This is a genomic window from Arthrobacter sp. NPDC090010 (genome assembly GCF_044748305.1).
GTDB lineage: Bacteria > Actinomycetota > Actinomycetes > Actinomycetales > Micrococcaceae > Arthrobacter_E.
On sequence record NZ_JBIVFT010000007.1, the window covers coordinates 175,258 to 198,940 of the forward strand.

The window sequence follows — 23,683 nt, forward strand, 5'->3', positions numbered from 1 at the left end:
GGATGACGATGATCAGGTTCCTGGTCCCGTGGCCGACCGTCCGGCTGGCCGCGTTGGTGCTCGCGGTCATGGCGGGCTTGCTCGGCATGCACGTTGTCGCAGGAGCGCACGGCCACCTTGCGTCGCCGTCTCACACCGTCCTGACGCACGACGACGACGGCGCGGCCGCGGTCAGTCAGTTGCCGCCGGACCTGAACGCCGCGGTTTCGTCCGGGCCGGGTCCGTGCAACGGTGTCACCAGGACGGGTGCTCCGTGTGATCCTGCTCCGGGCACGCCCGGCCCGTCGCTGCCGTCGCCGCTCGAATGGCGTCCCGCGGGCTCGATGTGGCCGGGCTGGGATGAGGAGGCGTACGACGGCGGACGGTTCGTGAGCGGGCCGACCACCGTGGAGCTGGGCATCAGCAGGACGTGAGGGTGATCGGCCCCTCACCATCCCGTTGACTTTAAGGAATCACCATCATGAAGAAAACTCTGACCTTCGTATCCCTCGGCCTGGCCTCGGTTCTCGTACTGTCGGCGTGCTCCACTCCTGCGGGCGGAAGCATGCCGGGCATGGACCACGGCACTACGAGCCCTGTACCTATGGCGAGTTCGGCATCAAGCGCTCACAACGACGCGGACACCATGTTCGCCGCGATGATGATCCCGCATCACCGTCAGGCCCTTGAGATGAGCGAGATCATGCTGGCCAAAAAAGGGCTGCCGGACACTGTGACGCAGCTGGCTGCAAGGATCAAGGCCGCCCAGGCTCCCGAAATCAAGACCATGACGTCCTGGCTCCAGGCATGGGGAGAAGACTCGCAGGGGCATTCCGGACATCAGATGGACGGTATGCTCAGCGGCTCGGATCTCGACGCGTTGAAGGCGGCACAAGGCCGGGGCGCGGCTCGGCTGTTTCTTGAGCAGATGATCGCCCACCACCAAGGAGCGCCCAGTATGGCCCGGACGGAGAGCTCGACAGGCAAGAACCCGCAAGCGGTGTCACTGAGCAATGAGATCGTCAAGGCCCAGGCCGCTGAGATCGAGGAGATGAAGCGACTGCTGGCCGGTCTCTGAGAATGGACGGCGTGGTGCCGGACGCCGGTCCGGCACCACGCCGTCGGCATCTCCCGGCTTCGAGAGAACTGGGTCCCGGCGCTGCCGGGTGTCTGCATCACCGGGCGTCAGCGGAACCCGGCGCTGCCGGAACAGTGCCCTTACTGAAACAGCGTCATTAACGAGCGAACGCCGGGCAGCTGTTTCAAGGAACACTTGGGGGGAACGTTCCTTGAGCTACCCGGCGTCGTCCAGCCCTTGCGGGGCTGGATCATCACTCGCACCTCCATGAGGCAAGTTCCACTTTACTCCCCGAAGTACTCAACACAACAATTTTTCGCCTTGGAACTGCCTGAGAATCCTGAACTTCGCCGAGAACATGCCTCTGAACTGGGAAAACTTAATTCAAAGAAAGCCGGCGCTCCGGGCGAGTCCTACAGATTCTCCGTAACAACCCGTTAAAAACCGGACGCCGGTATCTTTTGAAGCGGGGGATCAGGGGGAACCCGCCTCACGATACCGGCGTCCGTGCGGACGCTTTCGCATCCGCAGATTCACTCGCACCCTTTGAGGTAGTTACTACATTAGGAAGCCAAGTTGTGAGGAGCCTTCGGCGAACCAGGGCAAAGCCTGGGAATCTGGGAAACGGTGGGTGACGGCCGTCACCCATCTCTCGCCGGGGCGTCCCGGCTCCGTGCCAAGATGTAGGCATGAGCAGAATCGCCTTCCTTGGAACCGGATCCATGAACGAAGCCATCATGGGCGGCATGATCGCCGCCGGAACTGACCCCAGTGAGGTGGTGGCGACGGTCCGCCGGGCCGAGCGGGCCGCCGAGCTCGCAGAGCGCCACCATGTCGTGGCGATCGCCGGTTCGGAAGACCCGCAGGCCAATCTGGAAGCGGTCCGTGACGCCGCCGTCGTCATTCTCGGCGTCAAGCCCGTCGGCATCGCCGCACTGGCCCGTGAGATCTCCCCGTCCCTGGATACGCACACCATCGTGGTGAGCGTCGCCGCCGCAGTATCCCTCGAACAGCTCGAAGCGGCTCTCCCGAAGGGGCAGCCGGTGGTGCGGGCCATGCCGAACACGCCGGCACGTCTGGGCCACGGCGTCGTTTCGATCTCCGGTGGCACGAACGCCACAGCAGAGCAGCTGGCGCAGGTCAGGGCGCTCTTCGAAACGGTGGGCACCGTCGTGGAGATCCCCGAGTCACAGGTGGACGCGCTGTCCGCCATCAGCGGTTCCGGTCCCGCGTACGCCTTCTACCTCGCAGAAGCCATGGCTGCGGCCGGTGCGGAGCTGGGACTGGATCCCGAGCTCTCCGCACTTCTGGCGCGCGAAACGGTGGCCGGTGCCGGATACATGCTGGCCGAGCCCGGAGCCGATGCGGCCGCGCTCCGCCGTGCGGTGACGAGCCCTAATGGGACCACGGAGCGCGCCATCGCCGCCTTCGACAAAGGCGGTATCCCGGCGATCATCGCGCAGGGAGCCAAGGACGCGGCCGACCGCGCCGCCGAGATCACCGCCAGCCTCGACTGACGCACTTCACAACACCCGCGAGGTGACAGCTGATGCCCCTAAAACCGAGTTTTAGGGGCATCAGCTGTCACCTCGCGCAAGGGTGACGTGTCACGGACGCGCGGCGAAGCGCTCCAGCAGATCCACGTGTCCTGAGACGATCAGCATGTCGTGGGTCGAGACCTTGGTGTCCGGCCTGGCATAGGTGAAATCCTCGCCGGGGGACTTCACGCCCACAACCGTCACGCCGTACTTGGAGCGGACCTTGGACTCCTCGAGGGTGAAACCCACGGTCTCCTTCGGCGGGTACATCTTCACGATCGCGAAGTCGTCATCGAACTCGATGAAGTCCAGGAGCCTGCCGGACACCAGGTGGGCGGCACGGACACCGGCATCGGCCTCCGGGTAGATGACGTGGTTGGCGCCGATGCGGGTCAGGATCTTGCCGTGCGACGGCGTGATCGCTTTGACCCACAGGTGCTCGATCCCCAGGTCCACCAGGTTGACCGTGATGAGCACGCTGGACTCGATGGATGTTCCGACGCCGACGACGGCAGAGGAGAACTCCTGTGCGCCCAGCTGACGGAGTGCATCGATGTTCGTCGCGTCCGCTTCCACCACATGGGTCAAGGCGGGGGCCCACTTCTGGACCAGCGTCCTGTCCCGCTCGATGGCGAGGACTTCACGGCCCTGCTTGACCAGCTGCTCAGCGGTCGCGGCACCGAAACGGCCCAGTCCGATGACGAGGACCGGCGCGTTGGGAGAGGGGCGGTTCGCCGCCCCCTGGGTCTTAGCCAATGATCGGCCTCTCTTCCGGGAAGTGGTACAGCTGGCTGCGCTGCCTGATGGCCAGGGCGGCGGCAAGGGTGACCGTGCCGACGCGGCCCGCGAACATCAGGGCACTCAAAACATATACGCCGGCCGGCGGAAGCTCGGCACTGAGATTCGTGCTCAGGCCCACCGTGGCGAAGGCGGAGATGGCTTCGAAGAGGACGCGGTCCAGGCTTGCCCCGCTGATCGCCAGCAAGGCGAAGGCGGCCAGGGAGACGAAGCTGGCGCCCATGACGATCACGGAGATGGCCACGCGCATGGTGCCCTGCGGGATGGTCCGGCCGTAGACCTTGACGTCGGCGTCGCCGCGGGCCTCGGCCCGGATGGCGAGGAACATGACGGCGATGGTGGTGACCTTGATGCCGCCCGCGGTCGATGCTGAGCCGCCGCCCGCGAACATCAGGGCGTCCGTGAGGAGTTTCGTGGTGGAATTCATGTGGTTCTGGTCCACCAGATTGAATCCGCCGGAACGGGTCATGACCGAGGCGAAGACCGAGTGGATCATCTTGTCGCCCACGCTCATGTCGCCGATCGTCCGGCTGTTGTTCCACTCCATCGCACCCCAGAGGACGCTGCCGGCCACGAGAAGGATCAGCGAGACCTGAATGGTCAGCTTCGTGTGGAGATTCCACTTGCGCCAGTTCAGGCCGTTCTGCTGCAGCACCATGACGACGGGGAAGCCGAGTGATCCGAGGAATACCCCCAGCATGAGCGGGATGAGGATCCACAGATCGGTCTCGTAGGGCACGATCCCGTCCGAATGCGGCGTGAATCCTGCGTTGTTGAAGGAGGAGATCGAATAGAAGACCCCGTGCCAGATGCCCATCCAGAAGCCCTCGCCGAGTACCCAGAAGCGAGGGATGAGAGCCAAGGCGAGCACGCCCTCGATCACCACCGAGGTCATGATGACCACCCGGAGGAGCGTACCGACTTCGCCGAGGCGGCCGGCGTTGTTCATCGCCTCCTGGGCGATGAGCTTGCCTCGGACACCGAGCTTCTTGCTGACCATCAGGGCCAGGAGCGAGGCCAGGGTCAAGGTGCCCAAACCTCCCACGAAGATGCCGAGCATGATGACGAATTGCCCGAAGAAGGTCCAGTGGGTGGCGGTGGACACCACCGTCAATCCTGTGACACAGACGGAGGAGACGGCGGTGAACAGGGCCTCATGAAGAGGTGTGACTTTGCCGTCTGCGGCCGCCAGCGGCAGGGAGAGCAGAAAAGTGAAGAACAGGATCACACCGGTGAAGGCCACCAGAGCCAGGCGTGCAGGGGACGAATTGGCCAGCCGGTCCACGAAGTCCCGTACGGCGGTCAGCGGCCCGAATCCTCCTGGCTCCTGTGGGCTGTGCCAAGCGGCGAGCGAATCGACTCCCCGCGGCTCGGACGGGCCCTTCGCGGAGGTGCCACGGACTCCGTCACGGAGGGTGCGGGCGGAGGGTGCCCGGAGGGCGCCGCCCTGCGTCGCCCGCTGGGGCTGGCGGGGCTGGGAATGAGGCCCGGAGCTGGCCATGCGTCGTCCTTCGTCGAATCGGGGCGGGGAGCGGGCCCCGGTGTCCTTGGAGTAGTTAACCACCATTCGAGGGCTTTGCGCGGCACACGTGTAGCCTGTCCTTGATGTCCTCCACCATGCCGCCGTCGTCCTCGTCGCCGCTGACGAGCGGCAGCGCCATCGTGCGCGAAGAACCCCCGACGACCGTCGTGTGGGATCCGGCCATGACGGCCTATGACTTCGGCCCGACCCATCCCATGGCTCCGGCCCGTCTGGAACTCACCGCTCAGCTCGCCCAGGATCTCGGGGTCCTCTACCGTCCTCAGCTCACGGTGCTCGCTCCCGAGGTCGCGGAGGACGAGGAACTGGCACGAGTCCACGACCCCGACTACATAGCGGCCGTCCGCAAAGTCTCGGCCGATCCGTCCTCTCCTCTCCCTCTGCTGGGGCTCGGCACGGAAGACGACCCGGCGTTCGGAGGCATGCACGAAGCCGCCGCGCGGCTCGCAGGAGCCTCCCTCCTCGCCGCGGACCGCATCCTGTCCGGGGCGGCCCTGCACGCCGTCAACTTCGGTGGAGGGATGCACCACGCGGCACGTGACCGGGCCAGTGGCTTCTCCATCTACAACGACGCGGCGCTGGCCGTCACACGGCTGCTCGACGGCGGCATGGAACGCGTCGTCTACATCGATGTCGATGCGCACCACGGTGACGGCACCCAGGGCATCTTCTGGGACGAGCCCCGGGTGCTCACGATTTCCCTGCACGAGTCCGGGCAGACCCTTTTCCCCGGAACCGGGTTCGCGAATGAGACCGGTGGCCGGAATGCTCCCGGGAGCGCCGTCAACATCGCACTTCCGGCTGGGACGTCCGACGCAGGCTGGCTGCGAGCGTTCCATTCGGTGGTACCGGCGGTCGTGAGGGAGTTCGGGCCGCAGGCGATCGTCAGCCAGCACGGCGCGGACTCGCACCGCGATGACCCGCTCAGCAATCTTCAGGTCACCGTGGATGCGCAACGTGAGGTCATGAGCTCCGTGGCAGGATTGGCCCACCGTCATTGCGGAGGACGTTGGATAGCAACGGGCGGTGGAGGCTACAACGTCTATTCGGTGGTCCCACGTTCCTGGACCCATCTCGTGGCGATCGCCAGCGGAAGACCGCTCAGCGTCGGCACCCCGATTCCTGACCACTGGGCCGAGCGCCTGCGCCGCGATTTCGGAGTCCTGGCGCCCGGGACGATGGGCGACGACGTCGACATCTGGTGGCGGTCGTGGGAGACCGGCTACGATCCGTCCAACCCGGTGGACCGCGCCATCATGGCCACCCGGAAAGAGGTGTTCCCCCTCTTCGGCCTGGACCCCTGGTTCGACTGATCCGCGAATATTCGACTTCCGGCATATTTCGGATGAGGCGGCGGGCCGCGTCATCGGGCGGTCCAAGGATGCCTGCGCGGATATATGTCGCTAGGGTGGGGGCATGGTGGTAGACGACATCTTCGCGGTCATTGCCGAACCGACGCGGCGGGAGATCCTGGCCGCGCTGCAGTCGGAGGACAAGGCGGTCGGTGAGCTCGTGGACGAGCTGGAAACCAGCCAGCCGACCATTTCCAAGCATCTGCGGGTGCTTCGCGAGGCCGGTCTGGTGACCATGCGGGCCCAGGGGCAGAAGCGGTACTACTCGCTGGATCGTGAACCGTTGCGTGCCGTCCAGCAATGGCTGGAGACGCTCGACGTCGCGACCCGTGGCACCCGGTCGGCGTCCCCCGTCGCGTCAGCTCCTTCGTCCGGAACACAGCGTGTCCACGGCGTGGAACAAGGTCGCCTTGCCCCGCTCGGGGCCGGGCGTCAGCCGCTGGATCCTCAGCAGGCCGCCCGGCTGGCACCGGCAAATGCGGAACAGCCCGGTGCGAACACCGGGCAGCAGCTGGGCCGCGCCGCGAGCCGTGCGGCGACCCGCGCTGCCGAGGTACTGGCGAATCTGCCCAAGCTCGGCCGTAAGAAATAGCCGAGGTCCCGGGGCGCGTGATTCAGACCAAGGCGGCCTGAAGCCCGAGGAACACCGTGTCCCCCACATTCAGCCCGAGCGCCCGGGCCTCGCCACGCGTCACCACGACGTTCACCTTGGGTGCCTCGGGGGCGGCGCTCAGTTCGACCTCCAGGCGGACCTCGAAACCGACCCGTGTGCTGCGCACGATCCGGCCGCGCACGGTTCCCGGTGTCTCGGTGCGGAAGACCTCGAGGTCGTGGGGACGGACCAGCCGGCCGTCGAATTCGGTCACCGGGCCGAGGAAGCCGAGGACGAAGTCGTTGGCCGGCTCATCGTAGAGTTCATCCGGGGTCCCGATCTGCTCGACCCGGCCCTGGTTGATGACCACGATGTTGTCCGCCACCTCCAGGGCCTCCTCCTGGTCATGAGTGACGAAGAGGGTGGTCACGTGGACTTCATCGTGCAGACGGCGCAGCCAGTCCCGCAGTTCTTTGCGCACCTTGGCGTCCAAGGCGCCGAACGGTTCGTCCAGAAGCAGCACGCTCGGCTCGATGGCCAGGGCGCGGGCCAGCGCCATGCGCTGACGCTGGCCGCCGGAGAGCTGTGCCGGCAGGCGGTTCGCGAACTGGGTGAGGTGCACCAGCTCCAGAAGGGAGTCGACCTTCTCCTTGATCTGCGCTTTGGGGAGTTTTCGGATCTCCAGGCCGAAGGCGATGTTGCGGGCCACGGACATGTGTTTGAACGCCGCGTAGTGCTGGAAGACGAAGCCGACGTTGCGTTTCTGGGCGGGCAGATGCGTGGCTTCCTGACCGCTGATGGTGATACTGCCGGAGTTCGCGCTCTCCAGGCCGGCGATGATTCTCAGGAGCGTGGACTTGCCCCCTCCGGAGGGACCCAGCAGTGCGGTCAGCTGTCCGCTGGGGATGTTCAGATCGATGTCCTGCAGGGCCACGAAGTCCCCGAAGTTCTTGTTCACACCAGAGACGGTGATGCTCATGATCGCTGCTCCTTGGAAGGACGGAGGACGGTCACGACCACCAAGGCGGTGATGGCGATCAGGACCAGGAGGAAGGCGGCGGCATATGCGGTCGCCTCGTCGAAGTTTCCGTAGCGGTTGGCCACCAGGAGGGTGGCCGTCTCACCGTTGAAGGACGCACCCTGACTGACGATTTTCACGGCGCCGAACTCGCCGAGCGCGCGGGCGAGAGAGAGCACGACGCCGTAGACCAGCGCCCATTTGATGGCGGGCAGGGTGATGCGACGGAACGTCTGCCAGGGGCCGGCCCCGAGACTGCGGGCCGCCAGTTCCTGCTCGGTCCCGATCTCCTCGAGCACCGGTACGATCTCACGGATCACCAGTGGCAGTGAGACGAAGGTGGTCGCCAGCACGATGCCGGGGGTGGAGAAGACGATCTGCCAGTCCAGGGCCTGCAGGACGGGTCCGAACCAGCCCTGATTGGAGCTGTACGCCAGGACCAGCGCCAGACCCACCACGACGGGGGAGACGGACATCGGAAGGTCGACCAGGGCAGAGAGCAGCCGGCGCCCGGGAAAGGAGTACCGGACCAGGAGCAGGGAGATCCCCAGCCCGAAGACGGCGTTCAGCACGACGGCCCAGACCGCCGCAGTCAAGGTCAGTCCGAAGGCGTAGCCGAATGCCGGGTCTGAGACGCGGCTGAGGAAGGCCGCGAAGCCGCCGGTGTCACCGACCGGGGCGAAGGTCCGCAGGGCGACCAAGGACACGGGCCAGACCACCAGGAAGAACAGATAGGCCACCACGAGCAGGCGGAGGACGATCTTCAGCGGCCCGGAGCGGCGGGACCGGCGGGCGGTCCTGGGCGCTCCGGCCGGTGGGGTTTCCGGGTGCGCCTCCGGGACCGCCGTCGACGGCGTTCTGGATGCGAGGGAGGTATCAGCCACGGCGGGCCACCTTCCGCTGGAGGATGTCGAGTGCCACGAGCACGACGAGTGAGACCACCAGCAGCACGAGTGCCACGGAAGCGGCCGCTGCACGGTTGTCGCTCTCGATGAATTTCAGGATCTTCAGAGAGGCGACCTCGGTCTCGAACGGGGTGTTCCCGGAGATGAGGACGAGGGCGCCGAACTCGCTGATCGCCCGGGCGAAGGCGAGAGAGGCTCCGGCCGTGATGGCCGGAATGAGGGCCGGGAGGATCACCCGGCGGAAGGTGGTGAAACGGCTTGCGCCGAGCGACGCTGCGGCTTCCTCGACATCCTGGTCGAGTTCGAGCAGCACAGGCTGCACGGTTCGCACCACGAAGGGCAAGGTGACGAACAGCAGCGCCAGGAAGATGCCCTGCTGCGTGTTGACCACGTTGATTCCGAGCGGGCTCTCCGGGCCGTAGAGGCTGAGTAGCACGAGGCCCGCCACGATGGTCGGCAGTGCGAAGGGGATGTCGATGATGACCTCGAGCACGGCCTTGCCGGGAAAGCTGTCGCGGACCAGAAGCCACGCGATCGTCGTACCGACCACGATGTTGACCACGGCCGCGCCGAGCGCCTGGAGGACGGTCAGCCGGAGGGCCGCGAACGTCTCCGGGTCGCTGATGGTGCTGAAGAAACCCTGCCAGCCGCCCGCCGTCGAACTCAGGACGACGGCGGCCAGGGGAATCAGCACCAGCACGCTGAACCACAGCAGCGCCAGCCCGAGTCCCGCGGCGGCGGGGCGGGTCAGCTTCTCAGCTTTCATTTCCCGGCGGCCGCCGTGCGAAGCTGGTCGATGAGCGCGCCGTCGGCGAAGAACTTCGCGTCAACGGCGGCCCAGCCGCCGAAGTCCTTCTCCACCGTGAGCAGTCGCTTGGGGGTCGGGAACGGGTTGGTGGGGTCATTGGCCCCCTTGACTTCGGTCTGGACTCCCGAGATGACGGGACGGAAGCCGGTCTTCGCGAACTCCGTCTGTCCCTCCTTGCTGAGCACGAAGTTCAGCCAGTCCTTCGCCTTCGGGTTGGCGTCCTTCAGGACGGCACCCGGGTTTTCGATCAGGACCGTGTCGTCCGGGACGATGTAGTCGTAGTCCTTCCCCTTCTGCCGCGCGAGAATGGCCTCATTCTCGTAGGAGATGAGCACGTTCCCCACCTTCTTGTCGAAGGCCTCGGTCGCCTCGCGGCCGCTGCCGGCCCACTGAGTGACGTGCGAGAACACCTTCTTCAGGAAGTCGTCCGCCTGTGCCGGGGTCTTTCCTGTGGCGACAGCGTGACCGTAGGCGCCCAGGATGTTCCACCGCGCCGAACCGGAGGACTTGGGATCAGGGGTGATGATCTTGACGTCATCCCGGCTGAGGTCGTCCCAGCCGGTGATGTGCTGCGGATTGCCCTTGGGGACCACGAGGACCACGACGGAGTCGGACACGATGCCACGGGTGGCGTTCTTGTTCCAGTCGGAGGACACCAGTCCGGCCTTCACCAGCCTGGTCACATCGCTTTCAAGGGAGAAATGAACGTAGTCGGCTTTGGCCCCGGCGGCGACCTTGCGGCTCTGATCCCCGGAGGCGCCGTAAGAACCGCTGAACGTCACGTCCTTGCCGGCCTCGGTCTGCTGGAACTTCGCGGCGATGGCCTTGTTGGCGGTCTCGGGGACCGCGAAGCCGACAATCGAAAGCTGAGTGCCCGAAGCGCTGGCCGAGCCGCCGCAGGCGGTCATGCCCAGGACTGCTGCGACAGCGGTGGCAGTGACGGCCAGGTGGGACTTCCAGGTCTTCATGGTGCTTCCTTCGATGGGGCCCCGGGAGGGGTCTGCGTTTCTCTGCCGGCCCTCGGCCGGACGCGATGCGCTGCGTTCGGAAGGGTGGTGAGAGCGCCGGTTTCACGGCGGTTGCTGGCCAATGTACTCAGCCGCGTACGACGTCGTCGCGCCCGCCTGTCATATAGGTCGCCGTGTGTAGTTGCGTGACCTGGGGCCCGGCGCGCGACGACACATTTCCGAGTGCCGCTTGCGGGCACGGAAAGGCGCGTTTATAGTGTGGGACCATGACGAAGCGTTGGTATGCGTATTTTGCTGTGGCTCTGGAGGGCCATCGGCGATAGCCGCGCGTACACCGACCTTCAGAGCTCACAGGGCAGGGATACATTCCCTGCCCTTCGTCATTCCGACGGGCTCTGAAGAACAGGGTCCGTCCACAGGATAGAGGACCCATCATGACCGCAGCAGCCCAAGCCCTCACCCTTCCGACGGTGACCTCCGGGAGCGTTCTCCCAGGCCGGACGGTGCCCGGTGAGACGGTCTACGAATCGCTGCCCTCAGCGGCTCGACTGCTCGAGCTGTTTCCGGCCGACGAGGCCGCACTGGCCGGGGTGGAGCGCGCCCGGGAGGAGATCCGGGCCATCCTGGATGGACTGGACGATCGCCTCCTGGTGATCGCGGGGCCTTGCTCCATCCACGACACCGAGGCCGGCCTCGACTACGCGCAGCGTCTCGCCGAGCAGGCCCGGCAGCACCGTTCGGAGCTCTTGGTGGTGATGCGCTGCTACTTCGAGAAGCCCCGCACGACCGTGGGGTGGAAGGGCCTGATCAATGATCCCGGGCTCGACGGTGGGCATGACATCGCCAGGGGCCTGCGAGAGGCCCGTGGCTTTCTGCGCGACGTCGGGCGCACGGGCCTGCCGGTGGCCACCGAGTTCCTCGAACCGCTGAGCGCGCCCTACCTTGAAGACCTGGTGGCCTGGGGAGCCATCGGCGCCCGGACGACCGAGAGCCAGATCCACCGGCAGATGGCAGCGGCCCTTCCGATGCCGGTGGGCTTCAAGAACGCCACGGACGGCAGCGCGGCGCCGGCCATCGACGCCTGCGAGGCGGCGTCCGGACCACAGTCGTTCCTGGGTACCGATGCCGACGGACGGGTCTCCTTGGTGAGTGCTCCGGGAAACCGGGACGGGCACGTGATCCTGCGAGGAGGCTCTTCGGGTCCCAACCATCGGGCGGAATCTGTGGTGGCGGTCTCGGAGGCTCTGAGCGCTCGGGGTGCCAATCCGCGGCTCGTGATCGACGCGAGCCATGGCAACAGCGGGAAGAACCATCACCGGCAGGCGGAGGTGGCTTTGGAGATTGGAGCTCAGCTTGAGAGCGGTCCCACGTCCGAGACGATCGCAGGCGTCATGCTGGAGAGCTTCCTGGTCGGTGGGGCTCAGCCGTTCGACCCCTCGGCGGGCCGGTCCGCGAGGGACGGGCTCGTCCGTGGACAGAGCATCACTGATGCGTGCATGGACTGGGAGGTGACGGTCCAGGTGCTGGAGGGGCTCGCCGGCGCCGTCAGGAATCGCCGGGCGCGGTGAGTTCCAGGCCTTTCAGGCGATGCGAAGGAGACATTCAGTTTCCCGTCTTTCACAATAGGCCCGTGAGCCACTAGAGTTACTAGCACTCGGGATGGAAACAGCTCAGTACCGACACGCCGCGGCACCCTGCGGCGCGAACCGCATCGATGTGCATGGAGGGGGAGGCCGGACGTGGCCAACTTTGCGAACACGGACTTCCTCACGGTGGCAGAAGTCGCCGAGCAGATGCGCGTGTCCAAAATGACCGTGTACCGCCTGATCCATTCGGGTGAGCTGCCGGCAGTCCGCTTCGGACGTTCTTTCCGGGTGCCGGAGGTGGCTGTTGAGGAGTATCTCAAGGCCGCCGTCACGGGTCATCGCTCGGAGACCGCCTGAGATCGCGTTCCGGCCTCACGGTCAAGGGCGCTCCGTGAAGGCGGTACCCTGTTAAGGAACGTTTTACGTCAACGCAAAAAAGTGTCCACCGATTCTTCGGGTTCTTCGGAGATCATCGGTGCGTCGCGCAACACCGTAAGGAACTTCTGTGGGTTCAGTTATCAAGAAGCGTCGCAAGCGCATGGCCAAGAAGAAGCACCGCAAATTGCTTCGCAAGACTCGCCACCAGCGCCGCAATAAGAAGTAGAAATACTTCCCAAAGCGTTCAGGCCCGGGACCGGATGGTCCCGGGCCTGGTGCTTTAAGCCGGGGGAGTGCTTTAAGCCGGGGGAGTCGCTTTGCGAGGGACCCGCTCGTCGAGCTTGCACTTTCTCGGGGGTGGAGGACTGCGATCCCCGAGAAACTGCAAACTCGACGCGATGGCCGGGGCAGACGAGGAACTAGCGCCTGTTGCCCCGGGCATGGGACAGGCCGCGCCAGAGCCCGTAGACCGCGCCGCCCACGGTGGCTGCTTTCAGCCCGAATGTCGCGGCACGGCGTCCCGAACGGAAGTCGTAGACGGGCCAGTTCTTCTCTTTCGCATGGCGACGCAGCCCGGCATCGGGATTGATGGCCACAGGGTGCCCCACCATGCTCAGCAGGGGAATGTCGTTGTGTGAATCGCTGTAGGCCCAGCACTCCGCCAGGTCCAGTCCTTCCGCCTCGGCCAGTGCACGGGCGGCCTCCGCCTTCGCCGGTCCATGCAGGATGTCGCCCACGAGGCGACCGGTGTAGACGCCGTCGACGACCTCCACCCGGGTGCCGAGGGCGCCGGTGAGTCCGAGACGGCTGGCGATCGGTTCGGCGAGCTCGTAGGGCGTGGCGGTCACGAGCCAGACCCGGCGCCCGACGCGCAGATGCTGTTCGGCCAAGGCTCGCGTGCCGGGCCAGATCTTGCCGGAGATGCTTTCATCGAACACTTCGTCGCCCAGGGTGGCGACGTCCTCGGCACGGATGCCGGCTGCGATCTGCATGCCGCGGTCACGGATGTTGTGCACATCGGACAGGTTCTCGCCCCGGATGCTGAACTTCAGCTGCTGCCAGCCGAAACCAAGGATGTCCCGCATGGTGAAGACCTTGCGCTGATACATCTTCCGCGCGGCGTGGAAGATGCTCGCCCCACGGATCAGGGTGTTGTCCACATCGAAGAATGCGGCCTCATGACGGTGGAGTTCGGCCACGGAGACGCTGGAGGATGGTTCGGTGCGGGTGGTGGCCATGAACAGGAGTCTATCTAACGGGGCCGATGTGCCGAATGAGCGTTCAGGACGCTACCGTAAAGGAATGCGGGTCCCCGAACTTCTCCTCATCACCAAGAAGGACTGCCATCTGTGCGAGGCGGCCCGGGTGACGGTCGCGGAAGTGACCGGAAAGCTGGACCTGCCATGGCAGGAACGGCTCATCGATGACGATGCCGCGTTCCGGGAGCGTTTCGCGGAAGAGGTCCCCGTGGTGCTGATCGATGGGGTCCAGCGGGACTTCTGGACCATCGATCCGGGCCGGCTGGAGCGCAAGCTGCGCGAAGCGCGGCAGGGCTGAACCGGAGCCGCGATGAAGAAGAAACAGCACGACGCCGGACCAGGGCTTCCGCTCGCTCCTGCGGTTGCGCGTACCGTGACGGTCGGACAGCCCCCGGCTCAGGAGGCCAAGCAGATCCCGCCGGCCGCCGTCGCGCGCCTGACGCTGTATCTGAGGGCACTCAACTCGCTCACAGGCGACGGCGTGGAGCGGGTCTCTTCGGAGGCGCTGGCTGAGGCCTCCGGGGTCAGCTCCGCCACCTTGCGGAAGGACCTGAGCTACATCGGCTCGCACGGCACCCGGGGCGTCGGGTACGAAGTGGGCTATCTGAACCGTCAGATCGCAGCGGCGCTGGGGCTCACGTTGGACTGGAAAGTGGCGATCGTCGGAGCGGGCAACCTCGGGCGTGCGCTGGCCCGGTACGGGGGTTTCCAATCCCGCGGTTTCGAGATCGTCGCGATCTTCGACGCCGATCCGATGCTGGTGGGTCAGGAGATCGGCTTCCTGAGGGTCAGTGATGTCCTGGGGCTGGAGACGGTTCTGGTCCAGACGAGAGCGAACATGGTGGTGCTCGCTTTGCCTGCGACGGTCGCTCAGGAGATGTGCGACCGTGTGGTCACGGCCGGCGTCAAGAGCGTCCTGAGCTTCGCTCCGGTGAACCTTCAGGTTCCCAACGGCGTGAATCTGCGCAAGGTGGACATGGCGACGGAGCTCCAGATCCTGGCCTATCACGCCCAGCGTCTGGTGGACTGAGCACCGACGCCGGGCGTCCAGCGACTCAGCGCTGAGGGAGGAAGCGCGCGGCCTTGCGGTATTCGCGCTGATAGCGAGCGTTGGCGAAGTACGTGTTGGATTCACCCACCCAGCTCAGCACGATGGCTGTGACGCCGAGCACGACATTGAGAATGTCGAGCAGGCTGATGGTCAGCAGACCGAACAGGGACAGCGCGGCGAAGACTGTTCCCAGGATGCGGGCCCAGTTGTAACCCTTACGAATGAAGAGCGCGACCAGGACGTACAGCCCGAGATTGATGGCGAACGCGATGACCATGACGGCCACGGCGAAGCCCTTGACGGCCTGAACGGTGTCCTGATCCAAGGTCTGCCCGTTCTGGCGTTGAGCCTGTTCCGTCGCCTGGTCCAGGATGGAATTGAAGTCGACGCCGATGAAAGCCGTGAGCGTGCCGATGAGCCCGATGGCGGCGGCCGCCAGAATGAGCCAGAACGACCACTGGACGGTCCGGGGCACGGGCATCGGCGCGAGCGGCTGCAGAGGAGCCCCGAAGCCACCTGATCGAGGGGGCTGGAATCCGCCCCCCAAGGGCTGGGGCTGTCCGAATCCGGGGTAGCCCGCTCCGGGAGGCTGCTGGCCGTAACCCTGCTGCTGGCCCTGCTGCGGGTAGCCCGGGTAACCAGCGCCGGGGAATTGCTGGCCGGGACCCTGCTGCGGATGGCCCTGGGGCTGCCCGTGCTGGCCGTAGCTCTGTTGGCCGTAACCTTGCTGGCCGTAGCTCTGCTGGGGCGGCGTCTGTGGAAGAGGCGAGGGCAAGCCGAGGTCTGCCGCTCGCAGACCGTAGCGCGGAGGATCCTGAGGGGCTTGGTCCGAAACCCCGGGAGCGGTGGGTGCCGCGGCCGGCGTCACCGTGGTGTCCGGGGCCGCACCGTGTTCCGGTGACTGTTCCTGCTGCGGTGACTGCAGCGGATCGCGGGACTCGGGTGCGGGGCTGTTCTCGTTCATGACCTTCTCACTGGCTATGGAGTCGTTCTCCGACAAGCGCGGGTGAGGCGCATGCTGCGCCTCACCCGGCTCGGTGTCTTGATGCTTTCACGGCGGCAAGGCCGCGATGTCAGTACTTCGGACGCTTGAAGTACGGGCTGGTGTCCTTGAGATAGAGCAGGACGATGGCGGCGACGCCCATCAGGGTCACGATGATCCCGAAGACACCGCTGGCGAGGTTGATCAGGGAGAGGGCCGCGAAGACCGTCCCCAGGATCCGGGCCCAGTTCGCGCCCTTACGGACGAAGAAGGCGACCAGGAGATACAGCGCAAGCTGGATGACCCCGAAGACCAGAGTCATCACCACGACCATGGAGCGGAGGGCATCGGCGTCGGGGGCACTCGAACCGGATTCCTGCATCTGCCGGACGACGGCGTCGAACTGAGAATTGGAACTGATGGTGAAAGCGCCGATCAAACCGCTGACCAGGTTCAGTACGCCGGCGACCACGATCAGCCAGAAGGAGATCTCCACCTTCTGAGGCCGGGGCATCGCGCTGCTCGGCCCGGCGTAGGGGCTCTCGCTGGGCCATTGCGGCGCAGCGGGCGTTCCCTGGCCGTACTGGGGCGGTGCATAACCGGTGGCGCCGTATTGCGGCGCTTCCGGTGCTGCTTGCTGGCCGTAGCCCGGTTGGGCGCCGTACTGCGGCGCGCCTGGGGCGGACGGCGGAGCGCCGTATTGCGGCGCGGCGGGCTGTTGCCCCGCGGACGGCTGCTCAGCGGGTCGCTGCGCAGCGCCTTGCTGCGGGGCGCCCTGCTCTGCCTGGGCCGGGTCCTGCGGGTTTCCAGGCTCTTGCGGTGTGCTGCTCATGACAGCTCCTTCGGGTGCGGCATGGATACGGGCGGCGCCGCCAGGCGGCGTCGTTCTCTACGCTATCCCGGACAGGAGCCCGGATTCCCCCTTCTGAAGGATGATTCTTCAGGCGAAGAACTTCCGTGACTCGGGAAGCCACATCAGCACCGCGGCGGCCACGGAAGCCGCGGAGGAGATGACACTGAGGTTGAAGGCGATCAGATTGACCAGGAGCCCGATCACGGCGAGAGCGCCAAGAATGCTCAGGACGATGCGGGCCCAGCGGGAGCCTTCCTTCAGGCGGATGGCGATGAACGCCACGACGGCGGCCCAGATGATTCCCCACACGATGCCGCCGACAGCGGCACCGGCCATGACCCCGCCGTACGATCCGTAGCTCGCGCTGATCATGAAGACACTGATGATGGAGAAGACGATGCCGAGTACTGCTCCGGCGAGCCAGAGCCAGTAGGAGTAGCTGAGTTGCTGGGGGACGCCACTGACGTCCGTGAGCCGACGGCCGAGATTGCTCATCTCGAAACCGAAGGCATTGCGAGGCGGTGCCGCGTATCCGAGACCCGCCGGAGGTTCATTGCTGGGTGCGGCGCCCGAGGCGCCTGGATATTGGGTGCTCATAGTGCTCACTTTAGATTTGTCAGCCCCGTGCGGATAGCCCCTGGTGAGTTCTTTCGCCGCCGCGCAACACATCCGTTACCGCCAGGTCACGAAGCGACGGTGACGTGCGGTGATGTGACCTTAAACAGATGTGCCCGACGACGCCGTGAAGCGTCGCCGGGCACATCCCGGGCCCGCTGCCGTCAGTGACGGAACGACCCCTGAAAGCTCAGTTGGCGGACGGTGCCAGGAAGGAGAGCTCGAGGTTGATCTTGACCTTGTCGGAGACGAGGACGCCACCGGCCTCCAGTGCGGCGTTCCAGGTCAGACCGAACTCCTTGCGGGAGATGGTGGTCTCGGCGGAGACGCCTGCACGGGTGTTGCCGAACGGATCCACGGCGACCCCGCCGAACTCCGCGTCGAAGGTCACGGGGACGCTGACGCCCTTGATGGTCAGTTCGCCGTTGAGCTTGAAGTCCTCGCCGGAGCCGTCCAGGCTGGTGGACTTGAAGGTCAGCGTCGGGTGGTTCTCCACATCGAAGAAGTCCTCGCCCTTGACGTGGCCGTCACGGTTCGGGTCTCCGGTGGTGATGCTCGCGGACTGGATGGTCGCGTCGACGACGGCGTCCTCATCGGAGACGGTGACGGTGGCGGCCAGCTCGCCGAACGTGCCGCGCACCTTGGAGATGCCTGCGTGACGGACGGTCCAGGCGGCCTCGCTGTGGGAGGGGTCCAGGGTCCAGGTGCCGGTGGTGAGGTTGGTGGGGATGCTCATGGTGTTCTCCTGTTTTCTCGACGGTTCGGTGACTCATGGGGATTGATTGAAAGCTCAACCAATCGATGTCACCCAGTATAAACATGCATATGCATCTTTTATTCCACTTCGTGACGAACTTTTTCTGAACTTCCCCGAAGCCGGGCTCGGGCGCGTCGAGGCGACGTCCGGCCTGTTGGCGTCGGTGAGAGGCGCGGGGCGAACGGGGGGATGGCCGGTCAAGGTGCGGATTCATGGGGGATTCACAGCCGTGAACCAGGCGGGAGTGGACCGGGACGCCCTTAAACTCTGAGAAAATGGACGCATGCCCCATGCAACCGTTCATCTGATGCGCCATGGAGAGGTTCACAACCCGGACGGAGTCCTCTACGGGAGGCTTCCGGGATTCCACCTCTCGGAGCGTGGCTACCTGATGGCGGACCGCCTGGGGGAGTTCTTCGCCCAGGAGCGTGAATCCGGGGCCGTCATCTCCCATCTCGTGGCTTCGCCTCTCTTGCGTGCCCAGGAGACCGCCGCTCCGACCGCGAAGGCCCTCGGTCTGGAGATCGAGACCGAGGAACGGGTCATCGAAGCGGAGAATCACTTCGAAGGCCTCAAGGTCACGCCTCGTGAACTGGCCAAGCCGCGGCACTGGCCGTACTTCGTCAATCCGCTCCGCCCGTCGTGGGGCGAACCGTACGCCCACCAGGTGGAGCGTGTCATGGCCGCTGTGCAGCAGGCGCGACGCACCGCCGTCGAGCGCGGTGGCCCCGGAGCGGAGGCCGTGATCGTCAGCCATCAGCTGCCCATCTGGGCGACGCGTCTGGCCGCCGAGGGCCGTCGCCTCGCCCACGACCCGCGCAAGCGTGAATGCACGCTCACCTCCGTCACGTCCCTTCTGTTCGACGACGGCGGACGGCTGCTGGGCGTCATGTACCGCGAACCCGCCGCCGACCTCCTGGTGGGCGCCTCCACCACTCCGGGAGCCTGATCATGAGCACCGAACGATTCGCGGCCGATGGCGGCCAGAACAAGAAACTGGGCCGCCGTCAGGCCCTGGGCCTCGTCGGAGCGGGACTCCTGGGGCTGGGTCTGAGCGCCTGCAGCCAGGACGACCCCCTGGCCGCCCAGGCGCGCGCCGGCGACAACAAGAACTATGTGGCCGGTGACGGGTCCGTGACCGAGTATGCAGTGGACCAGCGCAAGAGTGCGCGGGACTTCCAGGGCGTGCTCTTCGATGGCAAACACCTCGCCAGCAAAGACCTTCTGGGCAAGGTCGTGGTGCTCAACTTCTGGTTCGCCGCCTGCGCACCGTGCAGAGTTGAAGCACCGGACCTGCGCGCCCTGCACGAGGAGTTCGCGTCCCAGGGTGTGGAGTTCTACGGCGTGAACCTGCGCGATGAGAAGGCCACGGCGGAGGCGTTCGAGAAGAACTTCTCGATCGGCTACCCGAGCTTCAACGACAAGGACGGCCAGGTGCTGCTCTCGCTGTCCGGCGTCGTCCCTCCGGGTGCCGTCCCCACGACGCTCGTCCTGGACCGCAAGGGGCGGGTCAGCGCGCGCGTTCTCGGTCAGCTCGAGAAGGGGACGCTGAAGACCCTCATCGCCTCGACAGTGGCGGAGCGTTCCTGAGAGATGCCCAACAATCCCTTCGCGGAGACGATCCTCAACGGCTCTTTGCTGTTGTCGGTTCCCGTCGCCCTCCTGGCCGGACTGGTCTCGTTCCTCTCCCCGTGCGTCCTGCCTCTGGTTCCCGGCTACCTCGGCTACGTCACGGGGCTCACCGGAGTGGACCTGGAGAAACAGCGCCGGGGGAGGATGTTCGCCGGAGTGGCGCTCTTCGTCCTCGGATTCTCGGTGGTCTTCGTTCTGCTGGGCGGTGCGTTCGGACAGCTGGGCGGGCTGATCGCGGGGGACCGTCTGCCCACCGTGATCCGGTGGCTCGGAGTGGTCGTGGTCGTGATGGGGATCATCTTCCTGGGCGGCTTCGACTTCTTCCAGCGCAATGCCAAACTCAAGACCAAGCCGCCGGCGGGCCTCTGGGGTGCGCCTCTGCTCGGCATGACGTTCGGACTCGGCTGGGCTCCGTGCATCGGTCCGACCTATTCGGCGGTGCAATTGCTCAGCCTCTCCGGCGGGTCGACGGCGGCGAAGGGTGCGCTGCTGGCCTTCGTCTACAGCCTCGGCCTGGGGATCCCCTTCCTCCTGATCGCACTGGCGTTCCGCCGCGGTGTCGGAGTCATGCGCTTCTTCCGCCAGCACAAACTCGCCATCCAGCGGGTGGGCGGCCTCATGCTGATAGCGCTCGGACTTCTGATGATCAGCGGTCTGTGGGGGAGCTGGACGGTACAGCTGCAGACCTGGTTCCAGAATGAGGTGCAGCTGCCCATCTAGGGCTGGATCATGGAGACGATGATGACACGCGAACAGAGACGACACGGATGAGTGAGACGGTGAAGAAGAGCAAGGGCAACAAGGCGTCCAAGCAGGACGTGGCGGTTCCCGCGCTGGGCCCGGTCGGCATGCTGCGCTGGGCCTGGACCCAGCTGACCAGCATGCGCACCGCCCTTCTGTTGCTGCTCCTGCTGGCCGTGGCCGCCGTGCCCGGCTCCCTGTTTCCGCAGCGCCCGGCGAACCCGTCCGTGGTCACCCAGTACCTCACCGATCACCCCGACTACGGGCCGTGGCTGGACAAGCTCCAGCTCTTCGACGTCTATTCCTCGTACTGGTTCTCCGCCATCTACCTGCTGCTGTTCGTCTCCCTGATCGGCTGCATCATCCCGCGGGTCCGGGTCCACTACAAGGCCATGCGCAGCGCCCCGCCCCGGACCCCGCGCCGTATCTCGCGCCTGCCCCAGTACGGCACTCTGGTGATCCCCGCAGGGCAGGGTGAGACGGCGTCGTCGGCCCTGGCGGATGCCGCGGACGTCCTCAAGAAGCGTCGCTACCGTGTGGAGCAGCGTGACACGGAAGGCGAGCGTCCGAACCTCGGCGCGGAGGTCGGTTACTTCCGGGAGATCGGAAACCTCATCTTCCACACCTCACTGGTCGGCGTTCTCGTCTCCGTGGCAATCGGCGGCCTGTTCGGCTACAGCGGACAGCGGACCCTCGTTGAGGGCGAGACGTTCGTCAACACTCTGGTGGGTTACGACCAGTTCAGCCCCGGCACCAACTTCCAGTCCGCCTGGCTGAGCCCGTACTCCGTCCAACTGGACAAGTTCGACGTCCGCTATGACCGGGAGTCGGTGAAGCAGTTCGGCCAGCCCATCGACTTCACCGCCAACGTGACCACCAAGGACTCGCCGGACGCTGCACCGAAGAAGCAGGTGCTCAAGGTCAACGATCCGCTCGAACTCGGCGGGACCGGACTGTACCTGGTGGGCAACGGTTACGCCCCGGTGATCACGGTGCGCGACGGCAAGGGCAACATCGCCCTCCAAGGCCCGGTGCCGTCGATCCCCACGGACGGTGTCTACACCTCCACCCTGGTCGTCAAGGTCCCGGACGCCAAACCCGATCAGCTCGGCTTCGTCGGCTTCTTCCTGCCGGCGGCTCAGACCAATGCCGACGGCGTGGCGTTCAGCATCGATCCCGATCCGCTCAAGCCGCAGATCAACCTGAACTCGTACTATGGCGACCTCGGCCTGGACAAGGGCGCACCGCAGAACGTCTACACCCTGGACGTGAAGAGCCTCAAGCAGCTCAACGGCCGCGATCTGCCGACCAAGGGCATCGTCCTGGACGCGGGCCAGACGTACAAGCTGCCGGACGGCAAGGGCTCGATCAGCTTCGACGGGCTCAAGCGCTACATCGCCATCGATGTGCGCCACAATCCAGGCCAGGTTCCGGCTCTGATCTTCGCCCTCGTCGCCGTGGGCGGTCTGATCATCTCGCTCTACACCGCCCGTCGGCGCGCTTGGATCCGCACCGGAACCGCCGAGGACGGCCGGGTCATGATCGAATACGGCCTGCTGGCACGCGGTGAGGATCACGGCCTGGCGCGTGAGACCGAACGGATCCGCAAGGCACTGCAGGATCGCTGGAATCTGAGCGGTGGAACTGATGGACCGCCATCGGCGGATAATGGTAAGAACTCGGCCGCCCCCCAGCACGGGACGGCGTCCAATGGAAAGGAAAGCTCATGACGGAGCTGAACTTCACACTCGGTTCGTACAGCGAGCTTTTCATGCTGCTCGCCGCCGGGACGTACACGGTGGCGCTCATCGCCTTCGCCTGGGACCTGGCCAAGAGCAGTGCCACCCTCCGGGCGATCGACGAGCGGGCCGCACGCACTCAGGGAGTGCAGACGGCCGCGGTCGCCAAGCAGCTGGTGGGCGCAGGAGCGCCGGCGCCGACGTCGTCGTCCGCTGAACCGCCGAGGGGGGCTGTCACCGCCGATTCATCGATGCGGTACGGCAAGGAGCGACGGGTCCCCGCCAGGGTGGCCGTCGCACTGACCGTGCTCGCAGCCGTCATCCACGGCGCCGGGGTCATCAGCCGCGGTATCGCGGCCGGTCGCGTCCCCTGGGGCAATATGTACGAATTCCTCACCACGGGCGCCTGGCTCGTGGCCGTGGTCTTCCTGCTCGTCCTGCTGCGCCGCGATCTGCGCTTCGTCGGAACCTTCGTGGTGGCGCTGGTGATCATCATGCTCGTGGCGGCCTCAGTAGCCTACTGGACCCCGGTGGGGCACCTGGTCCCGGCGTTGCAGAGCTACTGGCTGATCATCCACGTCTCGATCGCGGTGCTCTCCTCGGCCCTCTTCACACTGACCTTCGCGATGTCGGTGCTCCAGCTGATTCAATCCCGTCGCGAGTCGAAGCTGGCAGTGGGTGGGAACGACAAGCTGGCTTTCATGAGCCTGGTGCCCAACGCCTTGAGCCTGGAGAACCTCAGCTACCGGATCAACACGATCGCCTTCGTCGGCTGGACCTTCACCCTGATGTTCGGGGCGATCTGGGCGGAGAAGGCGTGGGGGCGCTTCTGGGGATGGGACACCAAGGAAGTGTGGACCTTCGTGATCTGGGTGGTCTACGCAGGCTACCTGCACGCCCGGGCCACTCGCGGCTGGACCGGCACCCGTGCCGCCTGGCTGTCGATCGTGGGCTATCTGTGCGTGGTGTTCAACTTCACCATCGTCAACCAGTACTTCAACGGTCTGCACTCCTACTCGGGGCTCTGAGCAGGGGAACAGCCGTGGGGCGTCAACCGTCCTGACCGGGAGCGTCGTCTTCGCCATTGCGGAGGCGGCGCTCTTTGTCTTCCAGCTGGCGCCGCATGTCCGCCAGACGCTGGGCTTCCTGCTCATTACGACGGCGCTCCTGCAGATTGCGGAGGAACTGGGGGTCGTCATCGGGGCCGATGGGCCGTCCGTTCTGGGCCGCGTCGGGAGCCTGCCGTTGCGGGGCAGGAGTACTCGTGTTCCGGGGACGTCCGAGGAAGAACCACAGGACGGTGCCGAGCACGGGCAACACGATCAGGGCCACGATCCATGCCCATTTCGGAACGCCCCGGACCTCACGGGAATCGGAGCGCAGGCAGTCGATCAGTGCGTAGATGCAGACGGCCACTACGAGGATGGTGAGGATGAGGCGAGGCATCTTTCCAGTCTACTGAGCCACGCGAGCCGTGCCGGGACCGTGCGTTGGCGATCGGCAGATCCGGCGAC

General features: G+C 65.7%; 27 protein-coding genes. 15 read left to right on the top strand and 12 right to left on the bottom strand.

What is annotated here, in order from left to right:
* The first annotated feature begins 2 nt into the window (after nucleotides 1-2).
* The 3 genes from ACIPXZ_RS12095 (at nucleotide 3) to proC (ending at nucleotide 2,574) form a co-directional block, all read left to right on the top strand.
* The gene (locus tag ACIPXZ_RS12095) at nucleotides 3-413 is read left to right on the top strand and encodes a hypothetical protein (RefSeq protein WP_400594399.1); all 411 of its coding nucleotides are present in this window, start codon (nucleotides 3-5) and stop codon (nucleotides 411-413) included.
* Between the two features lie 47 nt (nucleotides 414-460).
* Nucleotides 461-1,057 carry a DUF305 domain-containing protein gene (locus ACIPXZ_RS12100; RefSeq protein WP_400594402.1) on the top strand — a complete coding sequence of 199 codons (597 nt, stop codon included), beginning with the start codon at nucleotides 461-463 and terminating at the stop codon, nucleotides 1,055-1,057.
* Nucleotides 1,058-1,746: 689 nt separating this feature from the next.
* Nucleotides 1,747-2,574 (top strand): pyrroline-5-carboxylate reductase, encoded by an 828-nt coding sequence (gene proC / locus ACIPXZ_RS12105; protein WP_400594405.1) that lies wholly within the window; start codon nucleotides 1,747-1,749, stop codon nucleotides 2,572-2,574.
* A gap of 90 nt (nucleotides 2,575-2,664) precedes the next feature.
* Here proC and ACIPXZ_RS12110 read toward each other — a convergent pair whose 3' ends face one another.
* Nucleotides 2,665-3,351, bottom strand: coding sequence for a potassium channel family protein (locus ACIPXZ_RS12110; protein ID WP_400594408.1), 687 nt, complete (start codon nucleotides 3,349-3,351; stop codon nucleotides 2,665-2,667).
* Entirely contained in the window at nucleotides 3,344-4,894 is a 1,551-nt protein-coding gene (locus ACIPXZ_RS12115; RefSeq protein WP_400594411.1) for a TrkH family potassium uptake protein, read from the bottom strand. Before ACIPXZ_RS12115 ends, ACIPXZ_RS12110 begins: the two co-directional genes overlap by 8 nt.
* Before the next feature lie 104 nt (nucleotides 4,895-4,998).
* On the opposite strand from ACIPXZ_RS12115, the gene ACIPXZ_RS12120 reads away from it, so the two are divergent.
* Both ACIPXZ_RS12120 and ACIPXZ_RS12125 read left to right on the top strand, forming a co-directional pair.
* Complete coding sequence (locus ACIPXZ_RS12120) at nucleotides 4,999-6,246, top strand: acetoin utilization protein AcuC (RefSeq protein ID WP_400594414.1); 1,248 nt, start codon at nucleotides 4,999-5,001, stop codon at nucleotides 6,244-6,246.
* A gap of 103 nt (nucleotides 6,247-6,349) precedes the next feature.
* Nucleotides 6,350-6,877, top strand: a complete 528-nt coding sequence (locus tag ACIPXZ_RS12125; RefSeq protein WP_400594417.1) for an ArsR/SmtB family transcription factor — start codon at nucleotides 6,350-6,352, stop codon at nucleotides 6,875-6,877.
* Nucleotides 6,878-6,899: 22 nt separating this feature from the next.
* Here ACIPXZ_RS12125 and ACIPXZ_RS12130 read toward each other — a convergent pair whose 3' ends face one another.
* Genes ACIPXZ_RS12130 through ACIPXZ_RS12145 form a run of 4 tightly spaced genes read right to left on the bottom strand, consistent with a single transcriptional unit; the run spans nucleotide 6,900 to nucleotide 10,576 of the window.
* A complete protein-coding gene (locus ACIPXZ_RS12130) occupies nucleotides 6,900-7,856 on the bottom strand; it encodes a sulfate/molybdate ABC transporter ATP-binding protein (protein WP_400594419.1) in 957 nt (318 codons plus the stop codon).
* Nucleotides 7,853-8,779 (bottom strand): sulfate ABC transporter permease, encoded by a 927-nt coding sequence (locus ACIPXZ_RS12135; RefSeq protein WP_400594422.1) that lies wholly within the window; start codon nucleotides 8,777-8,779, stop codon nucleotides 7,853-7,855. The genes ACIPXZ_RS12130 and ACIPXZ_RS12135 overlap by 4 nt, the downstream gene beginning before the upstream one ends.
* Complete coding sequence (gene cysT / locus ACIPXZ_RS12140; protein WP_400594424.1) at nucleotides 8,772-9,566, bottom strand: sulfate ABC transporter permease subunit CysT; 795 nt, start codon at nucleotides 9,564-9,566, stop codon at nucleotides 8,772-8,774. Before cysT ends, ACIPXZ_RS12135 begins: the two co-directional genes overlap by 8 nt.
* On the bottom strand, nucleotides 9,563-10,576 hold the full coding sequence (locus ACIPXZ_RS12145) for a sulfate ABC transporter substrate-binding protein (RefSeq protein WP_400594427.1): 1,014 nt from the start codon (nucleotides 10,574-10,576) through the stop codon (nucleotides 9,563-9,565). Before ACIPXZ_RS12145 ends, cysT begins: the two co-directional genes overlap by 4 nt.
* Before the next feature lie 434 nt (nucleotides 10,577-11,010).
* On the opposite strand from ACIPXZ_RS12145, the gene ACIPXZ_RS12150 reads away from it, so the two are divergent.
* From ACIPXZ_RS12150 to ACIPXZ_RS12160, 3 genes are all read left to right on the top strand, one after another.
* The gene (locus tag ACIPXZ_RS12150; RefSeq protein ID WP_400594430.1) at nucleotides 11,011-12,144 is read left to right on the top strand and encodes a 3-deoxy-7-phosphoheptulonate synthase; all 1,134 of its coding nucleotides are present in this window, start codon (nucleotides 11,011-11,013) and stop codon (nucleotides 12,142-12,144) included.
* A gap of 171 nt (nucleotides 12,145-12,315) precedes the next feature.
* Nucleotides 12,316-12,519 carry a helix-turn-helix domain-containing protein gene (locus ACIPXZ_RS12155; protein WP_400594433.1) on the top strand — a complete coding sequence of 68 codons (204 nt, stop codon included), beginning with the start codon at nucleotides 12,316-12,318 and terminating at the stop codon, nucleotides 12,517-12,519.
* A 148-nt stretch (nucleotides 12,520-12,667) separates the two neighbouring features.
* Nucleotides 12,668-12,766: a 30S ribosomal protein bS22 gene (locus ACIPXZ_RS12160; RefSeq protein WP_003792170.1), complete on the top strand. Its 99-nt coding sequence runs from the start codon at nucleotides 12,668-12,670 to the stop codon at nucleotides 12,764-12,766.
* Between the two features lie 193 nt (nucleotides 12,767-12,959).
* On the opposite strand, the gene ACIPXZ_RS12165 is transcribed toward ACIPXZ_RS12160, so the two are convergent.
* Nucleotides 12,960-13,778 (bottom strand): HAD family hydrolase, encoded by an 819-nt coding sequence (locus tag ACIPXZ_RS12165; protein WP_400594436.1) that lies wholly within the window; start codon nucleotides 13,776-13,778, stop codon nucleotides 12,960-12,962.
* A gap of 64 nt (nucleotides 13,779-13,842) precedes the next feature.
* Here ACIPXZ_RS12165 and ACIPXZ_RS12170 point away from each other — a divergent pair, with 64 nt between their 5' ends.
* The gene (locus tag ACIPXZ_RS12170) at nucleotides 13,843-14,097 is read left to right on the top strand and encodes a glutaredoxin family protein (RefSeq protein ID WP_400594439.1); all 255 of its coding nucleotides are present in this window, start codon (nucleotides 13,843-13,845) and stop codon (nucleotides 14,095-14,097) included.
* Nucleotides 14,098-14,109: 12 nt separating this feature from the next.
* Nucleotides 14,110-14,829, top strand: a complete 720-nt coding sequence (locus ACIPXZ_RS12175; RefSeq protein WP_400594442.1) for a redox-sensing transcriptional repressor Rex — start codon at nucleotides 14,110-14,112, stop codon at nucleotides 14,827-14,829.
* Between the two features lie 25 nt (nucleotides 14,830-14,854).
* Here ACIPXZ_RS12175 and ACIPXZ_RS12180 read toward each other — a convergent pair whose 3' ends face one another.
* From ACIPXZ_RS12180 to ACIPXZ_RS12195, 4 genes are all read right to left on the bottom strand, one after another.
* A complete protein-coding gene (locus tag ACIPXZ_RS12180; RefSeq protein ID WP_400594445.1) occupies nucleotides 14,855-15,814 on the bottom strand; it encodes a hypothetical protein in 960 nt (319 codons plus the stop codon).
* 109 nt (nucleotides 15,815-15,923) lie between these two features.
* The gene (locus ACIPXZ_RS12185; RefSeq protein ID WP_400594448.1) at nucleotides 15,924-16,664 is read right to left on the bottom strand and encodes a hypothetical protein; all 741 of its coding nucleotides are present in this window, start codon (nucleotides 16,662-16,664) and stop codon (nucleotides 15,924-15,926) included.
* A 108-nt stretch (nucleotides 16,665-16,772) separates the two neighbouring features.
* Nucleotides 16,773-17,282, bottom strand: a complete 510-nt coding sequence (locus ACIPXZ_RS12190) for a hypothetical protein (protein WP_400594451.1) — start codon at nucleotides 17,280-17,282, stop codon at nucleotides 16,773-16,775.
* Between the two features lie 208 nt (nucleotides 17,283-17,490).
* Complete coding sequence (locus ACIPXZ_RS12195) at nucleotides 17,491-18,036, bottom strand: YceI family protein (protein ID WP_400594454.1); 546 nt, start codon at nucleotides 18,034-18,036, stop codon at nucleotides 17,491-17,493.
* 304 nt (nucleotides 18,037-18,340) lie between these two features.
* Between ACIPXZ_RS12195 and ACIPXZ_RS12200 the strand changes: the two genes are divergently transcribed.
* From ACIPXZ_RS12200 to ccsB, 5 genes are read left to right on the top strand one after another with little or no spacing between them, the layout of a single operon-like run.
* Nucleotides 18,341-19,006 (top strand): histidine phosphatase family protein, encoded by a 666-nt coding sequence (locus ACIPXZ_RS12200; protein ID WP_400594457.1) that lies wholly within the window; start codon nucleotides 18,341-18,343, stop codon nucleotides 19,004-19,006.
* 2 nt (nucleotides 19,007-19,008) lie between these two features.
* On the top strand, nucleotides 19,009-19,647 hold the full coding sequence (locus tag ACIPXZ_RS12205) for a TlpA family protein disulfide reductase (RefSeq protein ID WP_400594460.1): 639 nt from the start codon (nucleotides 19,009-19,011) through the stop codon (nucleotides 19,645-19,647).
* 3 nt (nucleotides 19,648-19,650) lie between these two features.
* Nucleotides 19,651-20,409, top strand: coding sequence for a cytochrome c biogenesis CcdA family protein (locus ACIPXZ_RS12210; protein ID WP_400594463.1), 759 nt, complete (start codon nucleotides 19,651-19,653; stop codon nucleotides 20,407-20,409).
* Between the two features lie 47 nt (nucleotides 20,410-20,456).
* Nucleotides 20,457-22,160 carry a cytochrome c biogenesis protein ResB gene (locus tag ACIPXZ_RS12215; protein WP_400594465.1) on the top strand — a complete coding sequence of 568 codons (1,704 nt, stop codon included), beginning with the start codon at nucleotides 20,457-20,459 and terminating at the stop codon, nucleotides 22,158-22,160.
* Nucleotides 22,157-23,197, top strand: a complete 1,041-nt coding sequence (ccsB, locus tag ACIPXZ_RS12220) for a c-type cytochrome biogenesis protein CcsB (RefSeq protein ID WP_400594467.1) — start codon at nucleotides 22,157-22,159, stop codon at nucleotides 23,195-23,197. Before ACIPXZ_RS12215 ends, ccsB begins: the two co-directional genes overlap by 4 nt.
* Nucleotides 23,198-23,219: 22 nt before the next feature.
* Here ccsB and ACIPXZ_RS12225 read toward each other — a convergent pair whose 3' ends face one another.
* Nucleotides 23,220-23,615: a PLDc N-terminal domain-containing protein gene (locus ACIPXZ_RS12225; RefSeq protein ID WP_400594470.1), complete on the bottom strand. Its 396-nt coding sequence runs from the start codon at nucleotides 23,613-23,615 to the stop codon at nucleotides 23,220-23,222.
* Between the last annotated feature and the right edge of the window lie 68 nt (nucleotides 23,616-23,683).

Coding starts and splice junctions, on each gene's coding strand:
- proC (WP_400594405.1), top strand. CDS start 1,747: ATGAGCAGAATCGCCTTCCTTGGAACCGGATCCATGAACGAAGCCATC.
- ACIPXZ_RS12165 (WP_400594436.1), bottom strand. CDS start 13,778: ATGGCCACCACCCGCACCGAACCATCCTCCAGCGTCTCCGTGGCCGAA.
- ACIPXZ_RS12120 (WP_400594414.1), top strand. CDS start 4,999: ATGTCCTCCACCATGCCGCCGTCGTCCTCGTCGCCGCTGACGAGCGGC.
- ACIPXZ_RS12100 (WP_400594402.1), top strand. CDS start 461: ATGAAGAAAACTCTGACCTTCGTATCCCTCGGCCTGGCCTCGGTTCTC.
- ACIPXZ_RS12205 (WP_400594460.1), top strand. CDS start 19,009: ATGAGCACCGAACGATTCGCGGCCGATGGCGGCCAGAACAAGAAACTG.
- ACIPXZ_RS12180 (WP_400594445.1), bottom strand. CDS start 15,814: ATGAACGAGAACAGCCCCGCACCCGAGTCCCGCGATCCGCTGCAGTCA.
- ACIPXZ_RS12225 (WP_400594470.1), bottom strand. CDS start 23,615: ATGCCTCGCCTCATCCTCACCATCCTCGTAGTGGCCGTCTGCATCTAC.
- ACIPXZ_RS12195 (WP_400594454.1), bottom strand. CDS start 18,036: ATGAGCATCCCCACCAACCTCACCACCGGCACCTGGACCCTGGACCCC.
- ACIPXZ_RS12190 (WP_400594451.1), bottom strand. CDS start 17,282: ATGAGCACCCAATATCCAGGCGCCTCGGGCGCCGCACCCAGCAATGAA.
- ACIPXZ_RS12115 (WP_400594411.1), bottom strand. CDS start 4,894: ATGGCCAGCTCCGGGCCTCATTCCCAGCCCCGCCAGCCCCAGCGGGCG.
- ACIPXZ_RS12125 (WP_400594417.1), top strand. CDS start 6,350: ATGGTGGTAGACGACATCTTCGCGGTCATTGCCGAACCGACGCGGCGG.
- ACIPXZ_RS12215 (WP_400594465.1), top strand. CDS start 20,457: ATGAGTGAGACGGTGAAGAAGAGCAAGGGCAACAAGGCGTCCAAGCAG.
- ACIPXZ_RS12095 (WP_400594399.1), top strand. CDS start 3: ATGACGATGATCAGGTTCCTGGTCCCGTGGCCGACCGTCCGGCTGGCC.
- cysT (WP_400594424.1), bottom strand. CDS start 9,566: ATGAAAGCTGAGAAGCTGACCCGCCCCGCCGCCGCGGGACTCGGGCTG.
- ACIPXZ_RS12145 (WP_400594427.1), bottom strand. CDS start 10,576: ATGAAGACCTGGAAGTCCCACCTGGCCGTCACTGCCACCGCTGTCGCA.
- ccsB (WP_400594467.1), top strand. CDS start 22,157: ATGACGGAGCTGAACTTCACACTCGGTTCGTACAGCGAGCTTTTCATG.
- ACIPXZ_RS12175 (WP_400594442.1), top strand. CDS start 14,110: ATGAAGAAGAAACAGCACGACGCCGGACCAGGGCTTCCGCTCGCTCCT.
- ACIPXZ_RS12185 (WP_400594448.1), bottom strand. CDS start 16,664: ATGAGCAGCACACCGCAAGAGCCTGGAAACCCGCAGGACCCGGCCCAG.
- ACIPXZ_RS12150 (WP_400594430.1), top strand. CDS start 11,011: ATGACCGCAGCAGCCCAAGCCCTCACCCTTCCGACGGTGACCTCCGGG.
- ACIPXZ_RS12130 (WP_400594419.1), bottom strand. CDS start 7,856: ATGAGCATCACCGTCTCTGGTGTGAACAAGAACTTCGGGGACTTCGTG.
- ACIPXZ_RS12170 (WP_400594439.1), top strand. CDS start 13,843: ATGCGGGTCCCCGAACTTCTCCTCATCACCAAGAAGGACTGCCATCTG.
- ACIPXZ_RS12210 (WP_400594463.1), top strand. CDS start 19,651: ATGCCCAACAATCCCTTCGCGGAGACGATCCTCAACGGCTCTTTGCTG.
- ACIPXZ_RS12200 (WP_400594457.1), top strand. CDS start 18,341: ATGCCCCATGCAACCGTTCATCTGATGCGCCATGGAGAGGTTCACAAC.